At 32.9% G+C, this 25,793-nt stretch carries 21 protein-coding genes; all 21 read left to right on the top strand.

Going from position 1 to position 25,793, the window contains the following annotated elements:
* Positions 1-38 precede the first annotated feature (38 nt).
* The 21 genes from CLCOS_RS14595 (at position 39) to CLCOS_RS14695 (ending at position 25,623) form a co-directional block, all read left to right on the top strand.
* Positions 39-479 carry an FHA domain-containing protein gene (locus tag CLCOS_RS14595; RefSeq protein WP_013236997.1) on the top strand — a complete coding sequence of 147 codons (441 nt, stop codon included), beginning with the start codon at positions 39-41 and terminating at the stop codon, positions 477-479.
* A gap of 52 nt (positions 480-531) precedes the next feature.
* Complete coding sequence (locus CLCOS_RS14600) at positions 532-1,734, top strand: FtsW/RodA/SpoVE family cell cycle protein (RefSeq protein WP_013236998.1); 1,203 nt, start codon at positions 532-534, stop codon at positions 1,732-1,734.
* 4 nt (positions 1,735-1,738) lie between these two features.
* On the top strand, positions 1,739-3,166 hold the full coding sequence (locus tag CLCOS_RS14605; RefSeq protein WP_013236999.1) for a peptidoglycan D,D-transpeptidase FtsI family protein: 1,428 nt from the start codon (positions 1,739-1,741) through the stop codon (positions 3,164-3,166).
* Between the two features lie 142 nt (positions 3,167-3,308).
* Positions 3,309-3,917 carry a metal-dependent hydrolase gene (locus tag CLCOS_RS14610; protein ID WP_013237000.1) on the top strand — a complete coding sequence of 203 codons (609 nt, stop codon included), beginning with the start codon at positions 3,309-3,311 and terminating at the stop codon, positions 3,915-3,917.
* A 17-nt stretch (positions 3,918-3,934) separates the two neighbouring features.
* Positions 3,935-5,803: an excinuclease ABC subunit UvrC gene (gene uvrC, locus CLCOS_RS14615; RefSeq protein ID WP_063600955.1), complete on the top strand. Its 1,869-nt coding sequence runs from the start codon at positions 3,935-3,937 to the stop codon at positions 5,801-5,803.
* Between the two features lie 204 nt (positions 5,804-6,007).
* Positions 6,008-6,922: a UDP-N-acetylmuramate dehydrogenase gene (gene murB, locus CLCOS_RS14620; RefSeq protein ID WP_013237002.1), complete on the top strand. Its 915-nt coding sequence runs from the start codon at positions 6,008-6,010 to the stop codon at positions 6,920-6,922.
* A gap of 121 nt (positions 6,923-7,043) precedes the next feature.
* Positions 7,044-7,928, top strand: coding sequence for an RNase adapter RapZ (gene rapZ, locus CLCOS_RS14625; protein WP_013237003.1), 885 nt, complete (start codon positions 7,044-7,046; stop codon positions 7,926-7,928).
* A complete protein-coding gene (locus tag CLCOS_RS14630) occupies positions 7,925-9,253 on the top strand; it encodes a gluconeogenesis factor YvcK family protein (protein WP_013237004.1) in 1,329 nt (442 codons plus the stop codon). The genes rapZ and CLCOS_RS14630 overlap by 4 nt, the downstream gene beginning before the upstream one ends.
* 13 nt (positions 9,254-9,266) lie before the next feature.
* Positions 9,267-10,217 carry a DNA-binding protein WhiA gene (whiA, locus tag CLCOS_RS14635; protein ID WP_013237005.1) on the top strand — a complete coding sequence of 317 codons (951 nt, stop codon included), beginning with the start codon at positions 9,267-9,269 and terminating at the stop codon, positions 10,215-10,217.
* 11 nt (positions 10,218-10,228) lie between these two features.
* On the top strand, positions 10,229-11,533 hold the full coding sequence (locus tag CLCOS_RS14640; RefSeq protein WP_063600954.1) for a DRTGG domain-containing protein: 1,305 nt from the start codon (positions 10,229-10,231) through the stop codon (positions 11,531-11,533).
* Between the two features lie 6 nt (positions 11,534-11,539).
* On the top strand, positions 11,540-15,016 hold the full coding sequence (locus CLCOS_RS14645) for a DNA polymerase III subunit alpha (protein WP_063600953.1): 3,477 nt from the start codon (positions 11,540-11,542) through the stop codon (positions 15,014-15,016).
* Between the two features lie 215 nt (positions 15,017-15,231).
* Entirely contained in the window at positions 15,232-16,188 is a 957-nt protein-coding gene (gene pfkA, locus CLCOS_RS14650) for a 6-phosphofructokinase (RefSeq protein WP_013237007.1), read from the top strand.
* Positions 16,189-16,218: 30 nt separating this feature from the next.
* A complete protein-coding gene (gene pyk / locus CLCOS_RS14655; RefSeq protein ID WP_063600952.1) occupies positions 16,219-17,976 on the top strand; it encodes a pyruvate kinase in 1,758 nt (585 codons plus the stop codon).
* Positions 17,977-18,207: 231 nt separating this feature from the next.
* Positions 18,208-19,638, top strand: a complete 1,431-nt coding sequence (rlmD, locus tag CLCOS_RS14660) for a 23S rRNA (uracil(1939)-C(5))-methyltransferase RlmD (protein WP_063600951.1) — start codon at positions 18,208-18,210, stop codon at positions 19,636-19,638.
* 597 nt (positions 19,639-20,235) lie between these two features.
* The gene (locus CLCOS_RS23185; RefSeq protein ID WP_430392616.1) at positions 20,236-20,379 is read left to right on the top strand and encodes a DUF961 family protein; all 144 of its coding nucleotides are present in this window, start codon (positions 20,236-20,238) and stop codon (positions 20,377-20,379) included.
* 117 nt (positions 20,380-20,496) lie between these two features.
* Positions 20,497-21,258, top strand: a complete 762-nt coding sequence (locus CLCOS_RS14670; RefSeq protein WP_063600950.1) for an ABC-three component system protein — start codon at positions 20,497-20,499, stop codon at positions 21,256-21,258.
* Complete coding sequence (locus CLCOS_RS14675; protein WP_063600949.1) at positions 21,255-21,494, top strand: ABC-three component system middle component 7; 240 nt, start codon at positions 21,255-21,257, stop codon at positions 21,492-21,494. The genes CLCOS_RS14670 and CLCOS_RS14675 overlap by 4 nt, the downstream gene beginning before the upstream one ends.
* A 7-nt stretch (positions 21,495-21,501) precedes the next feature.
* Positions 21,502-23,088, top strand: coding sequence for a DUF2326 domain-containing protein (locus CLCOS_RS14680; RefSeq protein ID WP_242866910.1), 1,587 nt, complete (start codon positions 21,502-21,504; stop codon positions 23,086-23,088).
* Between the two features lie 386 nt (positions 23,089-23,474).
* Complete coding sequence (locus tag CLCOS_RS14685; RefSeq protein ID WP_063600947.1) at positions 23,475-23,789, top strand: YdcP family protein; 315 nt, start codon at positions 23,475-23,477, stop codon at positions 23,787-23,789.
* 19 nt (positions 23,790-23,808) lie between these two features.
* Positions 23,809-24,192 carry a YdcP family protein gene (locus CLCOS_RS14690; protein ID WP_063600946.1) on the top strand — a complete coding sequence of 128 codons (384 nt, stop codon included), beginning with the start codon at positions 23,809-23,811 and terminating at the stop codon, positions 24,190-24,192.
* 30 nt (positions 24,193-24,222) lie between these two features.
* A complete protein-coding gene (locus CLCOS_RS14695; protein WP_063600945.1) occupies positions 24,223-25,623 on the top strand; it encodes a hypothetical protein in 1,401 nt (466 codons plus the stop codon).
* The last annotated feature ends 170 nt before the right edge of the window (positions 25,624-25,793 follow it).

Raw genomic sequence — 25,793 nt, forward strand, 5'->3', positions numbered from 1 at the left:
AATGCTAGTCTTTCCATGTATTAAGGGAGGATATTTAAATGGATCTTAGTAAATTGAGTATAGTTTTTAAAATTGTTATCATAGGTATAGTATATATTATAATATTTTGGGCACTGAGAATAATGTACAAGGATGTTAAAAATGGAAGCAAGAGAGGTAGAAATGTCAATAGGAAATCCTTTGGACTTGAAGTAGTTAATCCAGGTGAAAATGCGAATCTTAGAAAAGGTGCTGTGATTCCAGTGCGAAGGGAAATAACCATAGGAAGAAAAGGCGATAATCAACTTATGCTAGAGGATCCATATACCTCAGGACATCATGCAAGAATTTATATAAAAAATGGGAAAGAGTGTATATTAGAGGACATGGGAAGTACTAATGGTACTCTTTTAAATGGTAAAAAGTTAAGGGGCAAGCACTATTTGGCTTCTGGTGATGAAATTAAAATTGGAAATACATCCTTTAAAGTTATAGGGTGATTAAATATAAGCAGTTTTTAAAAACTATCATAAATAAGTGGGTGGTGGAATATTGGATACTACTAGAGATGAAAAAAAGTTATTAAGATATACATATTTGTTGTGTTTTGTGTGTTTCCTTAATTTAGCAATTATAAAGCAGCCTTTTGATAAAGGTGCTATGATAATGGCACTAGTAACTTGTCTTCTTATAGGATATTCTTACTTTGTAATAAGAAAATTTTTCTCTGACGGAGATAAATATATATTTATTTTTTCCAGTATACTGTCAGTTATAGGTATGGTAATGATATATAGAATAGATACTGCAGCCTCTATTAAACAAATAATTTGGTTTGCAGTCGGAGTTACTGGATTTATACTCATTGTTGTATTAATGCCGGATACTAGCGGATTCAGCAAGTATAAATATATATATTTGGTAGTTACATTAATATTTATGGCAATGGGTACTTTTTCAGGTACTGAAATCAATGGTTCAAAAAACTGGGTTAGTCTAGGTGGAATTCAGTTTCAGCCATCGGAATTTGGAAAACTATTTTTGGTAGCCTATCTGGCGGCGGAATTAAAGGATTATAAAAATTTTAAAAATTTAATAATACCTTGTGCAGTAGTAATGCTATCCTTAGTGTTTATGGTAATTCAAAGGGACCTTGGATCTGCTCTTATATTTTTTGGGATATCTGTAACCATGCTGTATATAGCTACTTCTAAATTTAGGTATGTAGCTATATGTTTTCTCCTTTCAGCTGCAGGGTCAATAGTAAGTTATAGGTTGTTTAATCATGTTAGAATAAGGGTTATGATATGGAAAAATCCTTGGCCTTATGCTAATAATCAGAGTTATCAAATTGTTCAATCTATGTTTTCTATAGCATCTGGGGGACTTACTGGAACGGGGCTTGGACTAGGACATCCGGAATACGTCCCTATTAATACTACAGATTTTATATTTGCGGTGTTGTGTGAAGAACTTGGGATACTTATAGGATTTGCCATAATAATATTATACTTTTTATTGTTTTACAGATGTATGAGAGCTGCTGTCTATGGGAATGATAAATTTTCAAGGCTTTTGGCAGTAGGTTATAGTGCAATGATTGCATCTCAGGTTTTAGTTATAGTTGGTGGTGTTATGAATGCTATCCCACTTACAGGTATAACATTACCTCTTGTAAGTAGGGGGGGAAGTTCTATGCTAATAACGTTTTTTTCGCTGGGTATAATTCAGAAGATATCAGAAGAGGGTAGGTAGCATTATGAATAACATAGTGAACAATATAAAGAAAGTGATGATGGTCTTCTTAATATGTTTTATAGCACTTATTTCTTATATGACTTATTTTGAAATGATAGTGGGACCTAAGATAGAGAATAGTCCTTATAATAGAAGGTTATGGATAAAAAGAAATGAGGTGCTTAGAGGAACCATATATGATAGAAATGGTAATGCACTTACTAAGAGCGATCCTATAAATTCTGAAACTCAGAAAAGGGAATACACAGGGGGGGCAATGTTTGCCCATGTACTTGGTTATGTGGATCAAAAATATGGAATTACAGGACTTGAGAAAAAATATGATGAACAGTTAATGTCCAGTAATATTCAGGATAGTATAAAGAGCCTTATTCAAAATAAGGGGAAATCCCAAAAGAAAGTGGGAAATAGTTTAAAAACAACTTTGGATTTGGAAACTCAAAAAATGGCTTATGACCTGCTTGATGGAAATAAGGGGGCAGTTGTGGCGTTAAACCCAAAGACTGGTGAAGTAATAGCACTTGTTTCAAGACCTTCTTTTGATCCGAATGACCTTGCAAATACATGGCAGCAGTTAAATCAGGATAAAACTAAACCTCTTTTAAATAGAGCTACGGCAGGACTTTATCCACCTGGATCTACTTTTAAAACTGTAACTGCTGTAAGTGGATTAGAAAATATATCAGGAATTCAAAATAGATATTTTCAGGATAATGGTGAACTTCCTTTAGGTGGAGGATATTCTCTGCACAATTTTGAAGGAGAGGTTCTTGGAAGTATTAATTTTAAACAAGCATATACTCATTCTAGCAACGCTTATTTTGGATCACTTGGAATTGAGCTCGGAAATGACAGGTTAAAACAAACTGCTGAAAAGTTCTTCTTTAATAAGGAAATACCTACAGATGGAATACCTGTAGAACCTAGTAAATTTCCAATGTTAAAATCCTATGAAAAGGGAAGTATAGCTCAGAGTGCTATAGGGCAGAGCAGCGATTTGGCAAGTCCACTTCAAATGGCAGTAGTTACAAGCACTATAGCTAATGGTGGTGTTATGATGAAGCCTCATTTGGTAAGCGATGTGCTTACAAGTACGGGTGAAGAAGTAAAGAGCATACAAGCAGAACAAGTAGGCCAAATAATTTCTTCAAATACAGCAAATACTATGAAAGATCTTATGAGATCTGTTGTAGAATCTGGAACAGGAACTAATGCTTCTGTGGAAGGTGTAGAAGTAGCAGGAAAGACTGGAACAGCAGATAATCAGACAGAAGGACCTGGTTCACCACCTCATTCTTGGTTTATAGGTTTTGCACCTTATGATGATCCACAGATAGCTGTGGCGGTAATTGTAGAAAATGGAGGACAGGGAGGAAAGTTAGCGGCTTCTATAGCTTCGCAAGTTATAAGAACAGCATTACGAAAATAATTGAAATTTTAAAATTCCCCGGGAAATTTTGTTGTAAAAAGTAAATTTGTTGTAAATTTAATGTTATAATATAGGCAATAAGCGGATTATCGAATTATATGCAAAAATATTTAACATTATGACAGGATAAAAAGGAGAAAATATGAAGGGGAAAACTCATGCGGAAATGGGAATAGTTACTTTTTTGTCCGTTTACAACGTACTTCCGGGGAAATTTAATTATATAGGCCTTTTAATAGTGGCATTTTCATCAATACTTCCAGATGTGGATCACCCTAAAAGTATAATAAACAAATATATACTTCCATTTAGAAATAAGACAAGTAAGATTATGGTGTATAGCTCTTTAGGGATAGGACTACTTTGGTACGATTATCTTTATACTAATGCACCTATTATTAAAGCTATTGGCATATCGTTTATAATAATAGCTGTGTCTTCTCATAGAAATGGATTGACTCACAGCTTGATGGGTATGATATTGTTTTCTTTTATTATAGGATATTTAGGAAACATGTATAATGTACACTATCTGGTGTACTATTTTATGATAGGATATGGAATGCATCTCCTTTGTGATATGGTTACCAATAGAGGGGTACCCCTTTTTTACCCTTTTAAGAATAAAAAATTTAAACTGCCGTTAACTTATAATACTAATTCTAAAATTGGTTGTGTAATAGAGGATTTTTTAATGATATTTGGACTTTTATTTACAATATACAAGCTTCCAATCATATTTTGTAAGTAGTTTTAGGAGTGGATGTAGTGTTTGATTTTGAATATCAGTTAAAGGTATTACCGGATAAACCAGGAGTATATTTAATGAAAAACTCTTTAGGTGAGGTAATATATGTTGGAAAGGCAAAAATTTTAAAGAATAGAGTTAGGCAGTACTTTCAAAATTCTAAGAATCATTCTGAAAAGGTAAAGGCTATGGTGAAGCATATTGCTGAGTTTGAATATATAGTTACAGATTCAGAAATGGAAGCTCTTATTTTAGAATGTAATTTAATTAAAAAATATAGACCTAGGTATAATATACTTTTAAAGGATGACAAAGGATATCCTCTCATAAAAATAACAGTAAATGAGGATTTCCCAAGAATAATATCCGCTAGAAATATGGTAAAGGATGGCTGTAAATATTTTGGACCTTATATTAGTCCTTCTGCTGTATATGAAACTATGGAAATTATAAAAAAGATATTTCCAATTAGAACTTGCAGACTATCAATAAAAGAAGGAGAAATGAAGGGAAGGCCTTGTTTAAACTACTATATAGGGTTGTGTAAGGCTCCTTGTACTGGATATATTACTAAAGAGGAATACGGAAAAATCGTGAGTGGAGTTATGGATTTCTTATCAGGAAAAAATAGAGACATAAGTAAAAAGCTTAAAGAAGATATGGAAATTGCCTCAGAAAAACTCGAATTTGAAAAAGCTGCAGAGCTGAGAGATAAAATCCTAGCAGTGCAAAAGATAATTGAAAAACAAAAGATAACCACTGGAGGATTTGAAGATGAAGATTTTATAAATATGTATTCAGATAATGTGGACAGCTGTATTCAAGTATTTTTCTCTAGATCCGGAAAAATAATAGGAAGAGAGCATTTTATTTTAGAAAATACTCAGGATTTGCCTAAGGGTGAAATAGTATCAAATTTTATAGAGGGGTTTTATGGGGGAACTGCATATATAGCAAAAACAATATATGTGCCTGAAGCTGATGAAATTGAACTTCTCCAGAATTGGCTTAGTATGAAAAAAGATGCCCGGGTATATATTAAAATACCTCAAAAAGGAGAAAAAAGGGCTACTTTAAATATGGTGGAGGAAAATGCTAAGACAACTTTGAAAAATTTTAAATTGAAATTAATTCAAGATAAAAAGATGTACAATACTTCTCTTGAAGAACTTACAGAAGCATTAGACATGGAAGATATACCCCACAGAATAGAAGCGTATGATATATCTAATATTCAGGGCGTGGATTCAGTAGGTACTATGGTAGTGTTTGAAAATGGAAGAGCTAAAAACAGTGATTATAGAAGATTCAAAATAAATTCCGTAAAAGGAGCCAATGATTACGATAGTATGAGGGAAATACTGACTAGAAGATTTAAGCATGGCTTTGATGAAATAGAAAGAATAAAGAAAAAAAATTTAAAGTTTAGTGCAGGAAAGTTTTGTGCCTTCCCAGATTTAATTCTTATGGATGGTGGAAAGGGTCAGGTAAATGCAGCCTTGGAGGTGTTAAAAAAATTTAATATAGACATACCTGTGTGTGGAATGGTAAAAGATGATAGACATAGGACTAGGGGACTTATATATAAAAATGAAGAAGTTTTGATATCTCCGCATTCTAATGTAATTAAACTCATTGCTAGAATACAGGACGAAGTTCATAGGTTTGCAATAACCTATCATAGGAGTTTGAGAAATAAAAGAGTACTTCATTCTGTATTAGAAGACATACCTAATGTAGGTAACAAGAGAAGAAAAGAATTGTTAAAAAAATTTGAGAGTATAGAGAATATAAAAAAAGCTACCATGAATGAACTTATGGATACACCTTCAATAGATAGACGTACGGCGGAAAGCATAATTTCATACTTTAAAAAAAATGAAAATTAAATATAGGATTTCTAAGCATTAGATGGAGTTAAAACTTCATCTAATGTCAATAACTGTGTTTATAAATCCTATATTTTTAACTTTATTTTGGGAAAAAATTTAGTTTGATAGATAAAAGAAAATATGATACAATTTGTAATTGCATTGTATATTATAATTACATAGTGTAACGCTTAATTTTAATTTTCAAGGAGAATATTTATAATGAATAAGTTTAAAGATTTTGCTACAAATTTAGAGAAAATATTAGATAAAGAAGACATAAAAATAGACGAACCTATGAAGGAACATACTTCTTTTAGAGTAGGAGGTCCTGTAGATATATTAGTTACTCCTAAAAAATTTCAGGAAGTAGTAGATGTTATAACGTTATGTAAAGAACATAATATACCTTATTATATAATGGGAAATGGTTCTAATTTACTTGTTAAAGATGGCGGAATAAGAGGCATAATGATTAAACTTATAAAACTAAATGAAGTTAAAGTTGAGGACAATAAGATTATTACAGAAAGCGGTGTATCGCTAAAGGATATTTCAACTACTGCCCTTAATAACAAGCTATCAGGTTTTGAATTTGCCTGTGGCATACCTGGAAGCGTAGGTGGGGCAGTTACAATGAATGCAGGTGCTTATAATGGCGAAATTTCACATGTTGTAGAAAGTGCAAAAGTCATAGATAATGAAGGAAAAATCAAAGTATTAGATAGAAAACAATTAGAGTTAGAATATAGAAGCAGTTCCATTTTGAAATACAAATATACTGTCCTAGAAGTAACTTTTAATTTGGAGCATGGGGATTATGAGAAGATAAAAAACCGTGTAGAAGATTTGAATAGAAGGAGAAATGAAAAACAACCTCTAGAATATCCATCTGCAGGAAGTACCTTTAAAAGACCAGAAGGGTATTTTGCTGCAAAACTTATAGAAGACAGTGGATTAAAGGGAAAGAGTGTAGGTGGCGCCCAAGTATCTGAAAAGCATTCAGGATTTATAATAAATAAGGGAAGTGCAACAGCAAAAGATATCTTAGATTTAATAGCTATTGTACAGCATAAAGTTAAGGAAAAATTTAATGTAGACTTGTATACTGAAGTTAGAGTTATAGGGGAAGAGTAGAGAGCGGAGAATTGGTGCTGTGTATTGCACTGGTTCCCCTTTTTAGGTTGTATTTATTGTTGTAGTTTGTTGTGATATAATTAGAAAAAGTAAAAATATTTTTAAATGGAGGGATGTGACTATGAGATTTGTTATAGTGACAGGATTATCTGGAGCGGGAAAAACTCAGGCTATAAGAAGTTTAGAAGATTTAGGGTACTTTTGTGTAGATAATCTTCCTCCTACACTAATACCGAAATTTGCGGAAGCATGCTATAAAACTGATGGGAAAATAGATAAAATAGCCCTGGTAATAGATATAAGAGGAGGTCAATTTTTTAATGACATATTTGAAAGCTTGAATTATCTAAAGGAGCAGGGTTATAAATATGAAATATTGTTTTTAGATGCTTCAGAGGAAGTACTTATTAAAAGATTCAAAGAATCCAGGAGAAAACATCCTCTAGCACCTGACGGAAGAATTTTAAATGGTATAATTATGGAAAGAAACAAACTTAGAGAATTGAAAGACAGGGCAGACAACATAATAGATACATCTAATTTAGTAACTAGGGAACTTAGAGAAGAGATAACTAAGATATATTCAGAAGAAGGACAGATGGAAACAGAGCTTATGATTACCGTACTTTCTTTTGGATTTAAATATGGCATACCTGTTGATTCAGATCTAGTATTTGATGTGAGATTTTTACCAAATCCTTTCTATATACCTGAGTTAAAAGAATATTCAGGTAAGGATACCTCTGTAATGAAATATATAATGAGTTTTAAGGAGACTAATGAATTTATAAATAAACTGGAAAGTATGTTAGAATTTTTAATTCCAAATTATCTAAAAGAAGGAAAGAGACAACTGATTATCTCCATAGGATGTACCGGGGGAAGGCATCGTTCTGTATTTATTGCAAATGCCATTTATAATAGACTAAAAAACAATGGGCATAAGGTTAATATTGATCATAGAGATATAGAAGAAGATGTTAATAAAGGTGGTAAAAAATTATGAAGATTGTAGATTGGCTTAGACCTGGCATAAAAGTTAAAAGGTGGGTTATGCTTGGAGCCATGGGAGTACTCTTTATAATATTTGGAGTAATAGAATTTGTAAACAGAAGATTTTACAGCCTTTACTATATATCATTTTATGTATTTTTAATTATATCCGGGATATTTGTAGTATATATTTCCATAACTCAAGGTATGAGATCTATAATAGCACTTATAAATAAAGGATATTTAAGTGTATCGTTAGATTCCAGAAAGTTAGAAAATTTAATATATGAAAAACGTCTTTTGGTAAAAGGTCCTAAAATTGTTGCTATTGGAGGAGGAACAGGCCTTTCCACTATGCTAAGAGGACTTAAATACTATACGTCTAATATAACTGCTATAGTAACTGTAGCAGATGATGGAGGAGGTTCCGGGGATTTAAGGGAAGATCTTGGAATGCTCCCACCAGGAGACATAAGAAACTGTATAATGGCACTTGCTGATACTGAGCCACTTATGGAAGATTTACTCCAGTATAGATTCAAGGATGGAAGATTGAAAAATCAGAGCTTTGGAAATTTATTTTTGGCAGCTATGGATGGAATATCCGGAAATTTTGAAGAAGCCGTCCATAAAATGAGTTCTGTACTTGCGGTAACAGGTAAGGTAATGCCTGTTACCCTTGACAATTTAACTTTAAAGGCCAGATTGAAAGACGGATCTATTGTAGAGGGAGAATCAAATATTCCCCAAAAAGCAATAGAAAGAAATAGTCCAATAGATAAAATTTTTATAGAACCTAGAGGTGCTAGGGCATTAAAAGAAGCCGTAGAAGCCATAAAAGAAGCCGATGCAGTAATACTTGGACCAGGTAGCTTGTATACGAGTGTAATACCAAATCTTTTAGTTGGTGATATAGCTAGTGCACTGCAAAATACAAATGCTGTAAAGCTTTATGTTTCAAATATAATGACCCAGCCGGGAGAAACGGATGGATTTTCTGTAGAAGACCATATTAGTGCTATATTTAATCATGTGGGTGCTCCCATAATAGATTATGTAATTATAAATGTAGGTAAAATAAATACAGAGTTAGAAGGGAAATATAAAGAAGAAGAATCTCATTTAGTTAAAATAAATGAAGATTTAGTAGCTTCTATGGGGGTAAAAGTAATTGAAGGAGATTTTATAAGTATTAAGAATGGACTTATAAGACATAATTCTGAAAAATTGGCTTCCATACTTATAGAAACTATTATGGATAAAAAGCTGTTATTTGATAGAAAGAAGATAATAGAATATTTTTATTTATCAGAAAGATTAAAGGAAAATAGGAGATAAGTGGGAGATATATATGTCATTTTCATTGAAAGTAAAAAATGAAGTTTGTAGGTACTCAAATATAGATGAGGAAGAAGCTATAGCAGAATTGTCTGCCATAATGAAGGTTAGTGGAACTTTGATGCTTGGAGGAAAGAGGCAGTTTAGCTTTAAGATAATTACTGAAAATGCTGCAATTGCCAGATTCATATTTAAGATATTGAAGGATATTTTTCATATACATACTAGAATCCTGGTTAAAAAGAGTAATTCTTTAAAAAAAAATAATGTGTATGTAATAATGATAACAGAAGATGCTGATGTAAGATCCATACTTAAAAAAGTAGGACTTTTAAAGGAGGAAGAAGATGTTTTTTCACTGGATTATAGTATAACAGAAGATATTAAGGAAAATGAAAAGCTAAAAAAGGCATATATAAGGGGAGCTTTTTTAGGTGGTGGGAGTATAAGTAATCCAGAAAAGACGTATCACCTTGAATTTGTGACTCATGACAGTGATTATGCATTGGATTTAAGTAAACTTATAAATGGATATGGATTGAATTCTAAAGTAATACAGAGAAAGAGTAGTTTTATAGTGTATATTAAAGAAGGAGAGCAAATAGTGGATCTTTTGAATATAATAGGAGCACACTCTTCTCTTTTGGAATTAGAGAACATAAGGATAATGAAGGAAATGAGGAATAATGTAAATAGGCTGGTGAATTGTGAGACTGCAAATTTGAGTAAAACTGTTAATGCGGCAGTAAGACAAATGGAGAGTATAAAGCTTATACAAAAAGAGATAGGGTTAAACAGGCTGCCTGAAAACTTAAGGGATATTGCAGAACTTCGGTTAAATTATCCGGATGAATCTTTAAAAGAATTAGGTGAAATGTTGAATCCTAAAGTAGGTAAATCTGGAGTAAATCACAGACTTAGGAGAATTGAGAAAATAGCAGATGAACTGAGAAAAGAAAGGTAGGCACAGATTATATGTCAAAACATGAGGATATAATCAAGTACATACTTTCACTAGAAACTGGTACTAAAATTTCAGTGAGAAGTATAGCAAGTGAGTTAGGGGTTAGTGATGGAACGGCATATAGAGCTATAAAAGATTCAGATAGCCTTGGAATAGTTACTACAATCCCAAGAGTAGGAACTGTGAGAATTGAAAAAGTTGAAAAGAAAAATATGGAGTCTCTAACTTATGGTGAAGTAATAAATATAGTAGATGGAAGTTTGCTTGGGGGAAAAAATGGAGTACATAAAATACTACATCGATTTATAATAGGAGCTATGACCATAGAGGCCATGAAGCAATATATAAAAAAAGATTGTTTAGTCATAATAGGAAACAGAGAAGAAGCCCAAAGACTTGCCCTTTTAAACGATGCAGGAGTCCTTATAACTGGCGGCTTTGGATGCAGTAATCAGATAAAGAACCTAGCTAACGAAAAGTGCCTTCCTATAATATCTACTAGCTATGATACTTTTACTGTAGCTAGTATGATAAATAAAGCTATTTCAGAAAATTTAATAAAAAAAGAAATAGTGCTTGTAGAAGATATAATGCAAATTAATCCATCTTATCTTAACGTTAAGGATACGGTACTTAAATGGAAGCAAATGATGAAAGAATTTAAGCATGACAGATATCCTGTAGTAGATGATGAAAATAAACTAGTAGGAATTGTTGCACCAAAGGATTTACCAAGTCATGGTTCTGATGATGAAGTTATAGGCAGGGTGATGTCTAAGGAACCAATTACAGTAACGCCTAAAACTACAGTAGCTTATGCAGCTCATATAATGGGGTGGGATGGTATAGAATTATTTCCTGTAGTAAAAGGTAAAAAACTAATAGGAGTTATAACTAGGAAAGATGTGATAAAGGCACTTCAGTACATGGCAAGGCAGCCTCAACTAGCAGAAACTCTTGAAGACTCCATACTAAAGAAATTTGAATTTCAGGTTAAGGATGGTAGAAATTGCTTTACAGGAAGAATAACTGCAGAAATGCTAGATTCTATGGGGACAGGTTCCTGGGGTACCTTAAATATGCTTTTGTCCACTATGGCAATTGTAATCTTGAGACAGAAAAACAATGCAAATATACTTGTAGATAATATAAATACATATTTTATGAAGCCCGTACAAATTGATAATGAAATTACAATATATGTAGATGTAATAGGCAAAGGTATAAATTACTGCAAAGTAGAAGTTAGTATGCTTAATGATAAAAAGGATATAGTTGGAAAAAGCATTTTATCTGCAAAAATGATAAGAAGGTAATGTTTAATGGACAAAGGAAAACATAGATGGGTTAGCTTACACCAACATACGGAATATTCCCTCCTGGATTCTTCAGCTAAAATTCCAGAACTTATAGCCAGAGCAAAAGAACTGGGAATGGATAGTATGGCAATAACAGACCATGGTGTTATGTACGGATGTGTGGAATTTTATAAAGAAGCAAGGGCACAGGGAATCAAGCCTATAATAGGCTGCGAAATATATGTATCTCAGGGAGATATGACTATAAAGCAAAATAACGGAAAAAATGAAAACTATCATCTGGTACTTTTGGTGAAAAATGAAGAAGGATATCATAATTTAATGAAAATAGTATCCACAGCTTCTATAAAAGGATTTTATTATAAACCAAGGGTGGACCATAATTATTTGAAAAATCACAGTGAAGGGTTAATAGCACTAAGCGCTTGTATGAGTGGTGAAGTTCAATCCAATATATTAAAGGAAAATATAGATAAAGCTGAAGAGACAGCTTTATTTTATAAAAATACTTTTAAAGATGGTTTTTATTTGGAAATTCAATATCATGGAATAGCGGCTCAGCTCAAGATAAATGAACAGTTGATTTCTATGTCTAAAAAATTAAATATACCCCTGGTTGCTACAAATGATGTGCATTATATAAAAAAGGAAGATTATAGGACTCATGACATTTTACTTTGCATACAAACCGGCAAAACTGTAGATGAAGAAGATAGAATGAAATATCCTTCAGATGAATTTTATCTAAAATCTCCAGATGAAATGTATGATATGTTTTCAAATGTACCGGAGTCTCTAGAGAACACTATTAAAATAGCAGATCAGTGTAACTTTGACTATGATTTTCATAAATCAAAGCTTCCTAAGTTTCCCCTACCAGAAGATACAGATCCTTATGAGTACATGAAGGATTTATGCTATAAGGGACTTTATAAGAGATATAAGGATATAACAGACGAATTGAAAGATAGGTTGGAATATGAGCTAGGCATAATAAAGAAAATGGGGTATGTTGACTATTTTCTTATAGTGTGGGATTTTATACGATTTGCAAGAAAAAATGGCATAATGACAGGGCCAGGTCGTGGAAGTGGGGCAGGTTCTATAGTTGCCTACACTCTTGGAATAACTAAAATAGATCCTATAAAATATAACCTTATATTTGAACGTTTTTTAAATCCTGAAAGAGTATCCATGCCTGATATTGACAGCGATTTCTGTTATGAAAGGCGTGGAGAAGTAATAGATTATGTGGTAGAAAAGTATGGAAAAGATAGCGTATCTCAGATTATAACTTTCGGTACTATGGCGGCTAGAGGGTGTATAAGAGATGTAGGTAGGGTAATGAATTATGCTTATGGTGAAGTTGATAGAATAGCTAAGATGATTCCTACAGTTCCAAATATAACTATAGATAAAGCTCTTGATATGAATCCTGAATTTAAAGATGCCTATGATAGTGAGGAAAGAACTAAGGAGCTTATAGATGTGGCTAAGGCTTTGGAAGGATTACCAAGGCATACTTCTACTCACGCAGCAGGAGTTGTTATAGCCTCAGAACCTCTTGTAACCTATGTACCACTTCAAAGAAACGAAGATAATATAGTTACCCAGTTTACCATGAATACCTTGGAGGAACTTGGACTTCTCAAAATGGATTTTTTAGGCTTGCGTACTCTAACTGTATTGAGGGATACAATCATTATGGTTAAGCAAGATAAAGGGGAGAATGTCGATTTAGACAATATAGATTATGACGATAAAGCTGTTTACAATATGATAGGTGAAGGAAAGACTGTGGGAGTATTTCAACTTGAATCTCCTGGAATGACTACATTTATGAAAGAATTAAATCCAGATTCCTTGGAGGATATAATAGCAGGTATCAGTCTTTATAGGCCAGGACCTATGGCGGAAATACCTAAGTATATTAAAAATAAAAATAATCCTGAGGAAATACAATATACAACTCCACAGCTTGAACACATTCTTTCTGTTACTTATGGGTGCATGGTATACCAGGAACAAGTAATGCAAATTGTAAGGGATTTAGCAGGGTACTCTATGGGAAGAAGTGACCTCGTAAGACGTGCTATGTCAAAAAAGAAGCACCATGTTATGGAAGAAGAGCGGCATAATTTTGTATATGGAATTGTAGATGAAAATGGAGAAATTCAGGTACCGGGCTGCGTGCGAAATGGTATATCTGAAAAAATAGCCAATGATATATTTGATTCTATGATGGATTTCGCATCCTATGCATTTAATAAGTCACATGCTGCAGCCTATGCTGTAGTGGCATTTCAAACTGCCTATTTGATGTACTATTATCCTACTGAGTATACAGCAGCTATGTTAAATAGCGTAAAAGGAGACAGTGAAAAAGTAGCCTATTATATAAGGTTTGCTAAAAGTATTGGAATAGAAATAATGCCTCCAAGTATTAATGAAAGCTGCACGAAGTTTACAGTAGAAAATGGAAATATAAGATTTGGGTTATCTGCTATAAAAAATGTAGGTGAAAATGTAATAGATAGCATAGTCAGATCAAGATCAAAACATGGCAAGTTTAAAGACCTGGTGGATTTTTGCAATAGTATAGACTTAAATTCCATAAACAAGAGGGTAGTAGAGAGCTTAATTAAAGCAGGTGCCTTTGACTGTTTTGGGGTGAAGAGGTCTCAACTTATAGCAGTACATGAAAAAGTAATTGACAGCGTTACAAATTCTAGAAAAAAGAATATAGAGGGACAGGTGAGCTTGTTTTCTCAGATAGAAGAAAGCAGTGTAAGAATAAAGTATCCTTCTATAGAAGAATTTAAGAAAATGGATATGCTAGCTATGGAGAAGGAGATGACTGGACTATACCTTTCAGGACACCCATTAGAGGAATATGCAAGGACGTTAGAATTACAAACAGATACTAAAATATCTGACATAGTAAGTGGGGAGACTCTTGAAGAGAATATTATAGGGGAAGCTAAAGTAAAAGATGGAGATAGAGTTATAGTTGGTGGTATACTTTCCGAAGTATCTAAAAAGATTACTAAAAATAATGATATGATGGCTTTTGCAAAGTTAGAAGATCTCTATGGACTTATGGAGATAATAGTATTTCCCAAAGTGTTTCAGAGAGTTAAGAGCCTAATTGAAGATGATTATATGATTATAGTAAAGGGCAGAGTAAGTGTAAGGGAAGATGAACAGCCTAAGCTTCTATGTGAAGTCATAGAGCCTCTGGTGAGAATAGATACGGAAAAACTTTATATTTTGATTGAGGATCAAGATATTTTAAAGGAAGCTTTAGAGAGAATTAGACCTGTATTTGTAAACTTTAAAGGAAATATTCCCGTATATTTGTGTACAAAAAAGGAAAGAAAAAAGTTTAGGTTGGATAGGGAATTATGGATAAAATCTGATTTGGAACTTATGTCTTTTCTAAGAAAAAGCTTTGGAGATAATAATGTGAAAATTATATAGATAAGAAGTATATTTTTGTGACAAAACAACCAAAATACTATAAGAAAGAAATTTTTATAATGTTTTGGTTGTTAGAATTTTATTTGAATAAAGTTCATAATGTGGTGAAAAGTACATAATTGTATGTTATAATTATGATTGTAATTATAGTAAATTAAGTTGGTTTTAACTAAAGCGGGACATAAATAGTCCCTGCGGTCATAGGGGGTGTGCATATGAAAACAATAGCTGTGTTAACAAGTGGAGGAGATGCTCCTGGAATGAATGCTGCTATAAGGGCAGTAGTGAGGACAGCTCTAGATAAAAACTTAAATGTAATGGGAATTAAAAGAGGATATAGTGGATTAATGAATGGCGAAATAGTACCCATGCAGAGGAGTAGTGTTGCAGACATTATACAAAGAGGAGGAACTATATTAAAAACTGCTAGATCTAAGGAATTTAAAACAGAAGAGGGAAGAGAAAGAGCAGTAAATATATTAAAAACATTTAGAATAGATGGATTAGTAGTTATAGGTGGAGATGGATCTTTCAGGGGAGCACATGAATTATCTAAATTAGGGATAGCTACTATAGGATTACCTGGAACTATAGATAATGATTTGGCATATACAGATTTTACCATAGGATTTGATACAGCAGTAAATACCGTTTTAGATGCTATAAATAAGTTAAGAGATACTTCTACTTCTCATGAAAGAGTAAGCATTGTAGAGGTTATGGGAAGAAATTGTGGAGATATAGCTCTTTATTCTGGACTTGCAGGTGGAGCTGAAAATATAATTTTACCTGAAAAAGGATATGATGAACAAGAATTGTGTAGAAGTATATTAGAAGCAAAGATGAAAGGAAAAATGCACAATTTAATATTACTTGCAGAAGGTATTGGTGGAGCTGAAGCTTTAGCTGAGAAGGTTGAGAATATTACCGGTATAGAAACTAGAGCTACAAAACTTGGACATATTCAAAGAGGAGGAAGTCCTACTTGTTCAGATAGAATTTTAGCTTCAAGATTTGGATATAGAGCTGTCGAATTGTTAGAACAAGGCAAATCTTCTAGAGTTGTTGGAATTAGAAACGGAAAGGTTGTTGATTTGGATATAGACGAGGCACTAAGTGAGCCAAGAAGGTTTGACGAAAAGCTTTATGAGATAGCTTATGCGCTAGCGTAAATAATATTTTCTATTAAGGAGTGTGTTACTATGCAAAAAACAAAGATGATTTTCACCATTGGCCCTGCAAGTGGTTCAGAAGAGGTTTTGTCAGAGCTTATTGAGGCTGGAATGAACGTATCAAGACATAATTTTTCTCACGGAGATCATGAAGAACATGAGAAGAGAATAAATATGGTAAAAAAACTTAGAGAAAAATACAATAAGCCAATAGCAATAATGCTTGATACAAAGGGACCTGAGATAAGAACGGGTAATTTTAAGGAAGATAAGGCAGAATTGAAAGAAGGGCAGCAGTTTACTGTTTATTGCGGAGAAGATATTTTAGGCGATGAGACTAAATGTTCCATAACTTATGCTGAATTGAGCAATGATGTAAAAAAGGGCGACAGCATACTTATTGATGATGGTCTAGTTGGACTTGAAGTTGAGAGTGTTGAAGCAAATAAAATAAATTGCACAGTTAAAAATAGCGGGGCAGTTGGCAATCATAAAGGTGTAAATGTACCTGGAGTTTCTATATCTATTCCTGCCATAACTGAAAAAGATAAAGATGATTTGAAATTTGGATGTTATATGGAAGTAGATATGGTAGCTGCATCCTTTATAAGAAAAGCAGCTGATGTTATGGCTATAAGAAAAGTACTTGAAGCAAATGGAGGACAAGATATACAGATATTTTCTAAAATAGAAAGTCAAGAAGGCGTTGACAACATAGATGAAATAATAAAATTTTCTGATGGGATAATGGTAGCAAGAGGAGATATGGGAGTAGAAATTCCTATAGAAAAAGTACCAATGATTCAGAAATTTATAATAGAAAAATGTAATAAGGCAGGAAAGCCTGTTATAACTGCTACACAGATGCTTGATTCCATGATAAGAAATCCTAGACCTACACGAGCAGAAGCTTCTGATATAGCTAATGCTATATTTGATGGTACAGATGCTATAATGCTAAGTGGAGAATCTGCTAATGGAAAATATCCTGTGGAAGCTGCTAAAACTATGGCAAGGATAGCTAAGAGAGCAGAGGAGCAAATTAACTATGATTCTTTGCTTGAGAAAAAGAGAGAAACACATATACAAAATGTACCAAATGCTATAAGCCTTGCTGCATGTACTACAGCTTCGGAATTAAAAGCTTCTGCTATAATAACAGCTACTCAAAGCGGTAATACTGCTAGAATGGTTTCAAAATATAGGCCAGGATGTCATGTTATAGCTGTAACTCCAAGTGGTAAAGTAGCTAGGGGACTTGCTTTAAATTGGGGTGTATTCCCAATACTTGCCAAAAAGGTGGAGTCTACAGATGAAATGATAGACAATTCTGTTGAAATATCTTTGAAAAGTGGATATGTAAAAAAAGGAGACCTGGTAATCATAGCAGCAGGTATACCTGTAAGCTATTCTGGAACTACAAATATGCTTAAAGTTCATATAGTAGGAGATATACTAGCTCAGGGAAGAGGATCAGGGACTAGACCGGGTTATGGAACTGCAAAGATAGTAAGTAGTCCGAAAGAAGCAGATGAAGTAGTTGAAAAGGACGACATTTTAGTAGTTAAAGATTTGGATAAAGGATATATTAATATTTTGGATAGAGTTGCAGGAATCATATCAGAAAAAGGTGGCTTAACCTCTCACCTTGCTATTGAATGTCTTACAAGAGAAATACCTATTATTTGCAATGCAGGAGGTGCCACTGAAATATTAAAGACAGGCACATTTATTACTATGGACGTCATAAGAGGAATAGTATATAACGGCAGAGTAAATATAATGTAGTTATATTTTTAAATATTTATTGAAATTTAACATAACTTTAATGTATAATATAACAATATATGGCTAAAATTATATAACAGAGAAAGTAAGACAACTGATTCTATTTTTTGCACCTTTGCGGGTGCAATTTTTTTGTTTGTACAAAGTGTTCCTTTAATTGTATACTGTACTTATGGAAATTTTGAATTACAAATTGGATTAGTTTTAGATTTTGTTTAAGTAGGTGAATATATGAGTGAAAAGATAGAAAAAAATAAAGAATATATAATTGAAATAGATGGCATGGGATACCAGGGAGAGGGAGTTGGAAAGGTAGACGGGTTTACAATTTTTATACAGGGAGCTATTCAGGGAGAAAAGGTAAAGGTAAAAGTCATAAAGGTAAATAAAAATTTTGCTTTTGGAAAATTGCTGGAGGTACTTGAACCGTCTCCTTATAGGGCAAATCCTCTCTGCAGTATATATAAAAGATGCGGTGGATGTCAGCTTCAGCATATGTCCTATGAAGGGCAACTTGATTTCAAAAAAAAGAGGGTAAAAGATTGCTTAGAGAGAATAGGAAAATTTGAAGTAGAGGAACAGGATAAAATATTTAAAGATAATGTTTTAGAGAAAAGCAGTGAAGATACTTCAGTAAAATTGTATAACACTCTAGGTATGACAAATCCCTATAGATATAGAAATAAAGTACAATTGCCAGTAGGTAAATGTAATCAAAAAATAAATATAGGATTTTATGCAAAGGCAAGTCATGAAATAATAGATATGGAAAGCTGCCTCATTCAAGACGAAACTTCAGATAAAATAGTAAAATTTATGAGAGATTGGATTGAAAAGTATAATATAGAACCCTATGATGAAAAAACAGGCAGAGGTACTATAAAACATATAATGACTAGAAAAGGATTTGCTACAGGTGAAATTATGCTGGTAATTGTAACTTTTACTGAAAACTTGCCTCATAAAAAAGAACTTGTAGAACTTATGTGTAAGAACATATCTGGAGTAAAGAGTATAGTACATAATATAAATAATAATAAAACTAATGTGATATTGGGTAAAAAATGTGTAAATCTATGGGGACAGGATACTATAAGGGATGCTATAGGTAATTTTAAATTTAATATATCCCCTCTTTCATTTTTTCAGGTAAATCCTATTCAAACGGAAGTGCTTTACAGTAAAGCATTGGAATATGCAGGCTTAAGTGGGAATGAAGTTGTATTTGATGCTTATTGTGGTACGGGAACTATATCTTTATTTTTATCCCAAAAGGCAAAGAAAGTATATGGTGTGGAAATAATCGATGAAGCTATAAAGAATGCCAGAATAAATGCGGAGCAAAATGGGGTAAATAACGTAGAGTTTATAACAGGAAAGTCTGAAGTAGTGATACCAGAGCTCATAAGCAAAGGAATAAAGGCTGATGTGGTAGTGGTTGATCCACCAAGAAAGGGATGTGATATGGGGCTCCTTAAGGCAATTGCAGATATGACACCAAGAAATGTAGTTTATGTGTCCTGTGATCCTGCAACTCTTGCAAGGGATTTAGCAGTCTTTAGGAAACTTGGATACATGACTAAGGAGGTGCAGCCTGTGGATATGTTTGCACAGACTGCCCATGTGGAGACTATAGTTTCGCTACAAAGGAAAGATATGTAGAAATCCTTGATTTTAAGCACTTTCTCAAACATATCGTGTTTATAGAAAATAGTGATAAAAGCCGAAATAAAGAGATAAAAAATTATATTAATGTTTCAGTAGTAGTTGATATAGAGTGTGGAGATACAATAAAATAAGGTTTATAAGGGATGGGATATTGAGTAAAAATGGTATCTCCCTTATTTATTTTTAGGCGTTTAGAAATGAACGTCTATTTTTATACCCAGATTAAAAAGGAAGTGATAATGATGCCTATATTACTGTATTCAAATCACAAAAAGAAGCCAGGTTCTCCATCACTTAAGTTGTAGATAACATTTAGCATAATAGTTCCTTGTTCTGTCTAACTACTATTTACCTTTATGACCGGGCTTTGTCAAGGGTGTGAAGCACGTAAGCTTGCCCTTGATAAAGAATGGACAGAAAGGTATGCTTTATTCAACAGAATAAGAAAATAATTGTAAATTAAACATTATAAATAAAAAAGAGGTAAAGTATATGGAATTAAAGCACGTAATCCCAAACATGGAAAAGGTATTTGGAAATCTGGAGTATGCAGGAGAAGGCAAGGTTGAATAGCGTAGTTAAAATGGTCGTATGTCTATCCTTTCTCGCAGTTATAATCTTTATTCTGACATTCAGAGAGCAAATGATATTGTAGTGATATTTGGTGAAAATCACTTTGAAGTTGAAGAAAAAGTGGAAGCGATAAAGGATACATTGAGATATAGAGAAAGATAATATTGATATTCTATTAGTCCATAATTATAAAGCTAAACATAGCATACAAAGAGACATTTACAATTCCATGTGGTAAAATTAAATAAAGTTGTAATTTTATGAGTGCAGGTGATAAATATGGGAGATAATCGAAGGATTTTTTCTGATAATGAAAAGATGCTCTTATTTAATGAGGTGGATGGCCGGTGTCCAATTTGCGGAAAAGCTTTAACTAATAAGAAAAGTGGACAAATTATTAAAATGTTTGAAGTGGCACATATATATCCTGCAAATCCACATCCAGAGGAAGAAAAATTATTGGAAAATGAGGAACGCCTAAGTGAGGATATTAATAGTTTAGACAATGTTATAGCAGTATGTAGAATATGTCATAAAAAATTTGATACACCTCGAACTATAGAAGAATATCGTTCATGGGTAAGACTTAAAAAGAAGTTGTTGCAGGATGCAAAATTAAAAAATACATATGCACTTTTTAATATAGAGGAAGAAATAAAGGAGATATTGAAAAATTTAAATGATGAATCTTTGGAGGAGGAATTAGTTCGTTTAAGTTATGAATCTTTAAGAATAGAGCAAAAAGCTAATAATACATTACCTTTTGCAATAAAGCGTACTATCAAAAATGATGTGGTAGACTATTTTGATTATATCCATAAGATATTTGTTGAAATGGATGAAGTAACTCCATATAAATTTGATACCTTAGCAGCTCAAATAAAAAGTTTTTATTGTAAAACCATGCAAATCAATCCTAATCAAGAATTTGTATATTCTTCTTTAGTTGACTGGTTAAACGAAAAAACAGGTTCATATTCAAGGAGAGCCTGCGAAATTGTGATTGCATATTTTGTACAAGATTGTGAGGTGTTTTCATGATATTGCCTAATAAGTTAATAAGTTTCCAAGATTGCATTCTTGCAAAAACAGTGTATATTTTAGAAAAGATATGTGATACTAACTATTCAGTAAGTGAGTTATATGAAGTTGTAAAAAAGTATTTCAAGGATTTGAACGAATATATGTTAGCGTTAGATGTTTTATATGTTCTTGAAAAGGTAGAATATAATGAGGAGTTACAGGTGATACAGTATGTTAAAAAAAATAATTTGTGATATATTTTTGGAAAAAGAAGTTATATTTCATGAAGGATTAAATGCGATTGTAGGAGATGACGTTGCTTCTAATTCAATAGGAAAATCAACCATGCTTATGATTATTGATTTTATATTTGGTGGCAATGATTATATAAATAAAAACCACGATGTAGTAGAACAGTTAGGACATCATAATTTTAGATTTATTTTTAATTTCGATAACCATAATTATTACTTTATTAGGAGTACAAATGAATATACATCTGTTTCAATTTGCAATGAAAAATTTGAAGTTTTAGAAAGTATATCAACAGAAGAATATACTGCATGGTTACAGAAAAATTATAAGTGTCAATTAGAATCGTTATCATTTAGAAATATTGTTGGAAGGTATTTTAGAGTTTATGGTAAAGAGAACCTAATTGAAAAAAAGCCAATTCAATATTTTGAGAAAGAAAGTGCTCCAAAATCAATATTAGCTTTGCTAAAATTATTTGATAAATATAAATCGTTAAAAGCATATGAGGAACAAATTGAAAAGTTAAAAAAAGATAAATTGACATTAACAAATGCTGCCAAAAAGAATTTTTTACCTAATGTAAGTACAAAAAGTTTATTTAGTAAAAATGAAAAAAAAATTGCTGAACTAAATATACGATTAGAAAAAATAAAGAAAGAAATCGTAATGACTTCTCTTGATTTAGAGTCAATGGTCTCACAAGAAGTATTAAAGCTTAAGCGTGAAAAAAGCTTGCTCACTACTAAAGTAAACACACATCGTAGTAGATTACTCCGAACTCAGAATAATATAAAAAACAAACCAGTTAAAATTAATGCCGAGTTAGAACAATTTGTATATTATTTTCCGAATTTTAATGTAGAGCAGATTAATAAGGTCGAAGAATTTCATAAAAATATAACTAAAATTTTAAAAAGCGAACTTGTGACAGTAGAGAAGGAATTAAAAGCAAAAATAAAAAAATTTGACAATCAGATAAAAGAAATAGATAAGCAAATAGAACAGAAGCTGTCAATTAAAGATGCTCCTAAATTAGCAGTGGATGAAGTGGTTGATTTGGTTGCACAAATCAAACAGCTTAGTGATGAAAATGGTTATTATACGAAGAAGAAGCAGTTGGAAGCATCTATATCTCAAGCTAATCTTGATTTAAGTGAATTAAAAGAAAAGGCATTGGATGAAATATGTAATAAAATAAATGTTAGAATGTATGAATTAAATAAACAAATTTATGTTGATGGAAGAAGATCACCAACGTTAAATATTCATGGAAATAAATATTCGTTTAATACTGCTGGAGATACAGGAACAGGGACAGCTTTTGCCAATTTAATTTCATTTGACCTTGCATTATTGGAATTAACGTGTTTACCAGCCATAGCACATGATTTACCTTTATTAAAGAATATTGAAAATGCAGCTTTAGAAAATATCATATCAATTTACAGTCAAAGTAAAAAACAAATATTCATTGCTATTGACAAATTGAGTTCTTATGATGAAAAAGCAACTCGCATCATAAATAAGCATAAGGTATTACAGCTTTCAAAAGATAAGTTACTTTTTATAAAAAATTGGAAAAATAATAAGTAGAATTTAATAGCAACAGCCTATCGAAAGGCGAATGGTCAATATGTGAGAAAAAATCAATGGAAAGATACTATGTTTAGGCGTTCAGAAATGAACGTCTATTTTTATACCTAAATTAAAAAGGAAATGGTAATAATGTTTATATTGTTGTATTTAAATTACAAAAAGAAATCACGCTCTCCACCATTGAATTGAGAGAACAGTTAGTATAATGTTTCCTTATTCTGCTTACCTGCTATTTACCTTTTTGACCGGGCTTTGTCAAGGGTGTGAAGCACGTAAGCTTGCCCTTGATAAAGAACGGGTAGAAAGGTATGCTTCATGCAGCAGAATAAGGAAACAATTACAATTTAATTATTATAAATAAAAATGAAAAGAGGTTAAAATATATGGAACTAAAATATGTTATTCCTAACATGGAAAAAACATTTGGAAACTTGGAGTATGCAGGAGAAGGAAAAGTTGAACAGCGCAGAATGAACGGTCGTATGTCAATTCTTTCTCGTAGTTATAATTTATATTCCGACATTCAGAGAGCTGATGATATTGTAGTTATATTGCCACTGGAAGCTGGTGAAAAACATTTTGAAGTAGAAGAAAAAGTAAAACTTATCAATCCTCGTATCACCGCAGAAGGATATAAAATTGGAAATCGTGGTTTTACAAATTATATTCTGAACGCAGATGATATGGTGAAAGCATAAAGAAAGAGAGGTGGAAAAAATGAGATTAGCTGAAGGAATTGTAATTGACAAGGAAAAGACATTTGGAGTGTTGAAGTTTTCTGCACTTCGCCGTGAGGTGCATATCAACAATGAAGATGGTACGGTAAGTGATGAAATTAAGGAACGTACCTATGACCTTAAATCCCGTGGACAGGGTTGTATGATACAGGTGAGTATTCCAGCTGCTGTTCCTTTAAAAGAGTTTGACTATAACGCCGAAGTGGAACTTGTAAATCCTGTAGCAGATACGGTGGCAACTGCCACTTTTAGAGGAGCAGACGTGGACTGGTATATAAAAGCCGATGATATTGTACTAAAAAACAAACAGGCAATCTCTCATGTTAAAAACCAACAGCCACAGCCTCAAAATAAAGGGAAATAGAGCATTTATATTTCTCGGAAAGGATGATTTATGAAACATTTCATCTATAAAGGAAGACGAATTAGAGCAAGTGATAAAAATTTGGTCTTACGGTTTGCTGTTATTTCACTTACTATAGTTTTCATACTGGTGTTATTGGTTTTTCATGGGAAACGTCTCATGACAATGGACTGGCAAAAGGTTAGTCTCACACATGATGGCAGTTTTCAATTTTCTATCACGTCCTATCTGATATTTAGTATAATTATTGCTACAGCAGTAAGTCTGGTTGGGGCTTGTTCTTATTATCATTTTCGGCGTGACTATGTGAAACAGCTAATGCACCGTCAAAAGCTGGCAAGAATGATACTTGAAAATAAATGGTATGAATCTGAACAGATACAAAGTGATGGACTCTTTAAAGACCTGCCATCTGGCAGATCAAAAGAGAAAATCAGTCATTTCCCGAAGATGTATTATCTGCTAAAAAATGGCTTGATTCATATACACGTGGAAATTACTCTTGGAAAGTATCAAGATCAGCTTCTGCACCTGGAAAAGAAACTGGAAAGTGGCTTGTACTGTGAATTGGTGGACAAAGAGTTAAAGGATTCTTATGTGGAATACACCCTGCTCTATGATATGATTGCCAACCGAATTACTATTGATGAGGTAAAGGCAGAACACGGAAGGCTAAGGCTCATGAAGAATATCTGGTGGGAATATGACAAACTCCCTCATATGCTTATAACCGGAGGCACAGGTGGAGGGAAGACGTACTTCATCTTCTCCATTATTGAAGCATTACTGCATACAAATGCCGTCCTTTATGTTCTTGATCCCAAAAATGCTGACCTTGCCGATCTTTCTTCTGTTATGCTAAATGTATATTACAAACAGCAGGATATGATTGACTGTTTGTATCAGTTTTATGATAATATGATGAAACAAAATGAAGAAATGAAGTTGATGGCGAATTACAAAACAGGTGAAAACTATGCCTATTTAGGACTGCCGGCTCATTTCCTCATTTTTGATGAGTACCCTTCATTTATGGAGATGATAGGTAAAAAAAGTACGCAGGTTATGAGCAAGCTAAAACAAATTGTCATGTTAGGGCGCCAAAGTGGTTTCTTCTTAGTCTTAGCTTGTCAGAGACCAGATGCAAAATATTTAGGAGATGGAATTAGGGATCAGTTTAATTTTCGTGTAGCACTTGGCCGTATGTCAGAAATGGGATACGGTATGATGTTTGGCGAGACTGACAAAGATTTTTTCCTAAAACAGATAAAAGGACGTGGTTATGTGGATACAGGTACAAGTGTAATATCGGAGTTTTATACTCCACTTGTACCAAAAGGACATGATTTTATAAAAGAGATAGAAAAACTAGAGAAAAGCAGGCAGAACGGCCAGGCGGCGTGCGAAGCGAAAGCCGCAGGGACGGACTGACCTGCTTTTGGTGTGGCGTTAGCCACACCAGCGATTAGCCCCCCGTATCTAACAGGGGGGCACAAATACAATAAAAAACAGTTTTAAAATCCTGTAGATACCTTAGTATATAAAGGTTTCCGGGATTTTTTAAGGATGTCAACTACAACCCTTTCAGTTGACATCCTTTT

It is taken from the genome of Clostridium coskatii (assembly GCF_001675205.1).
GTDB lineage: Bacteria > Bacillota > Clostridia > Clostridiales > Clostridiaceae > Clostridium_B > Clostridium_B ljungdahlii.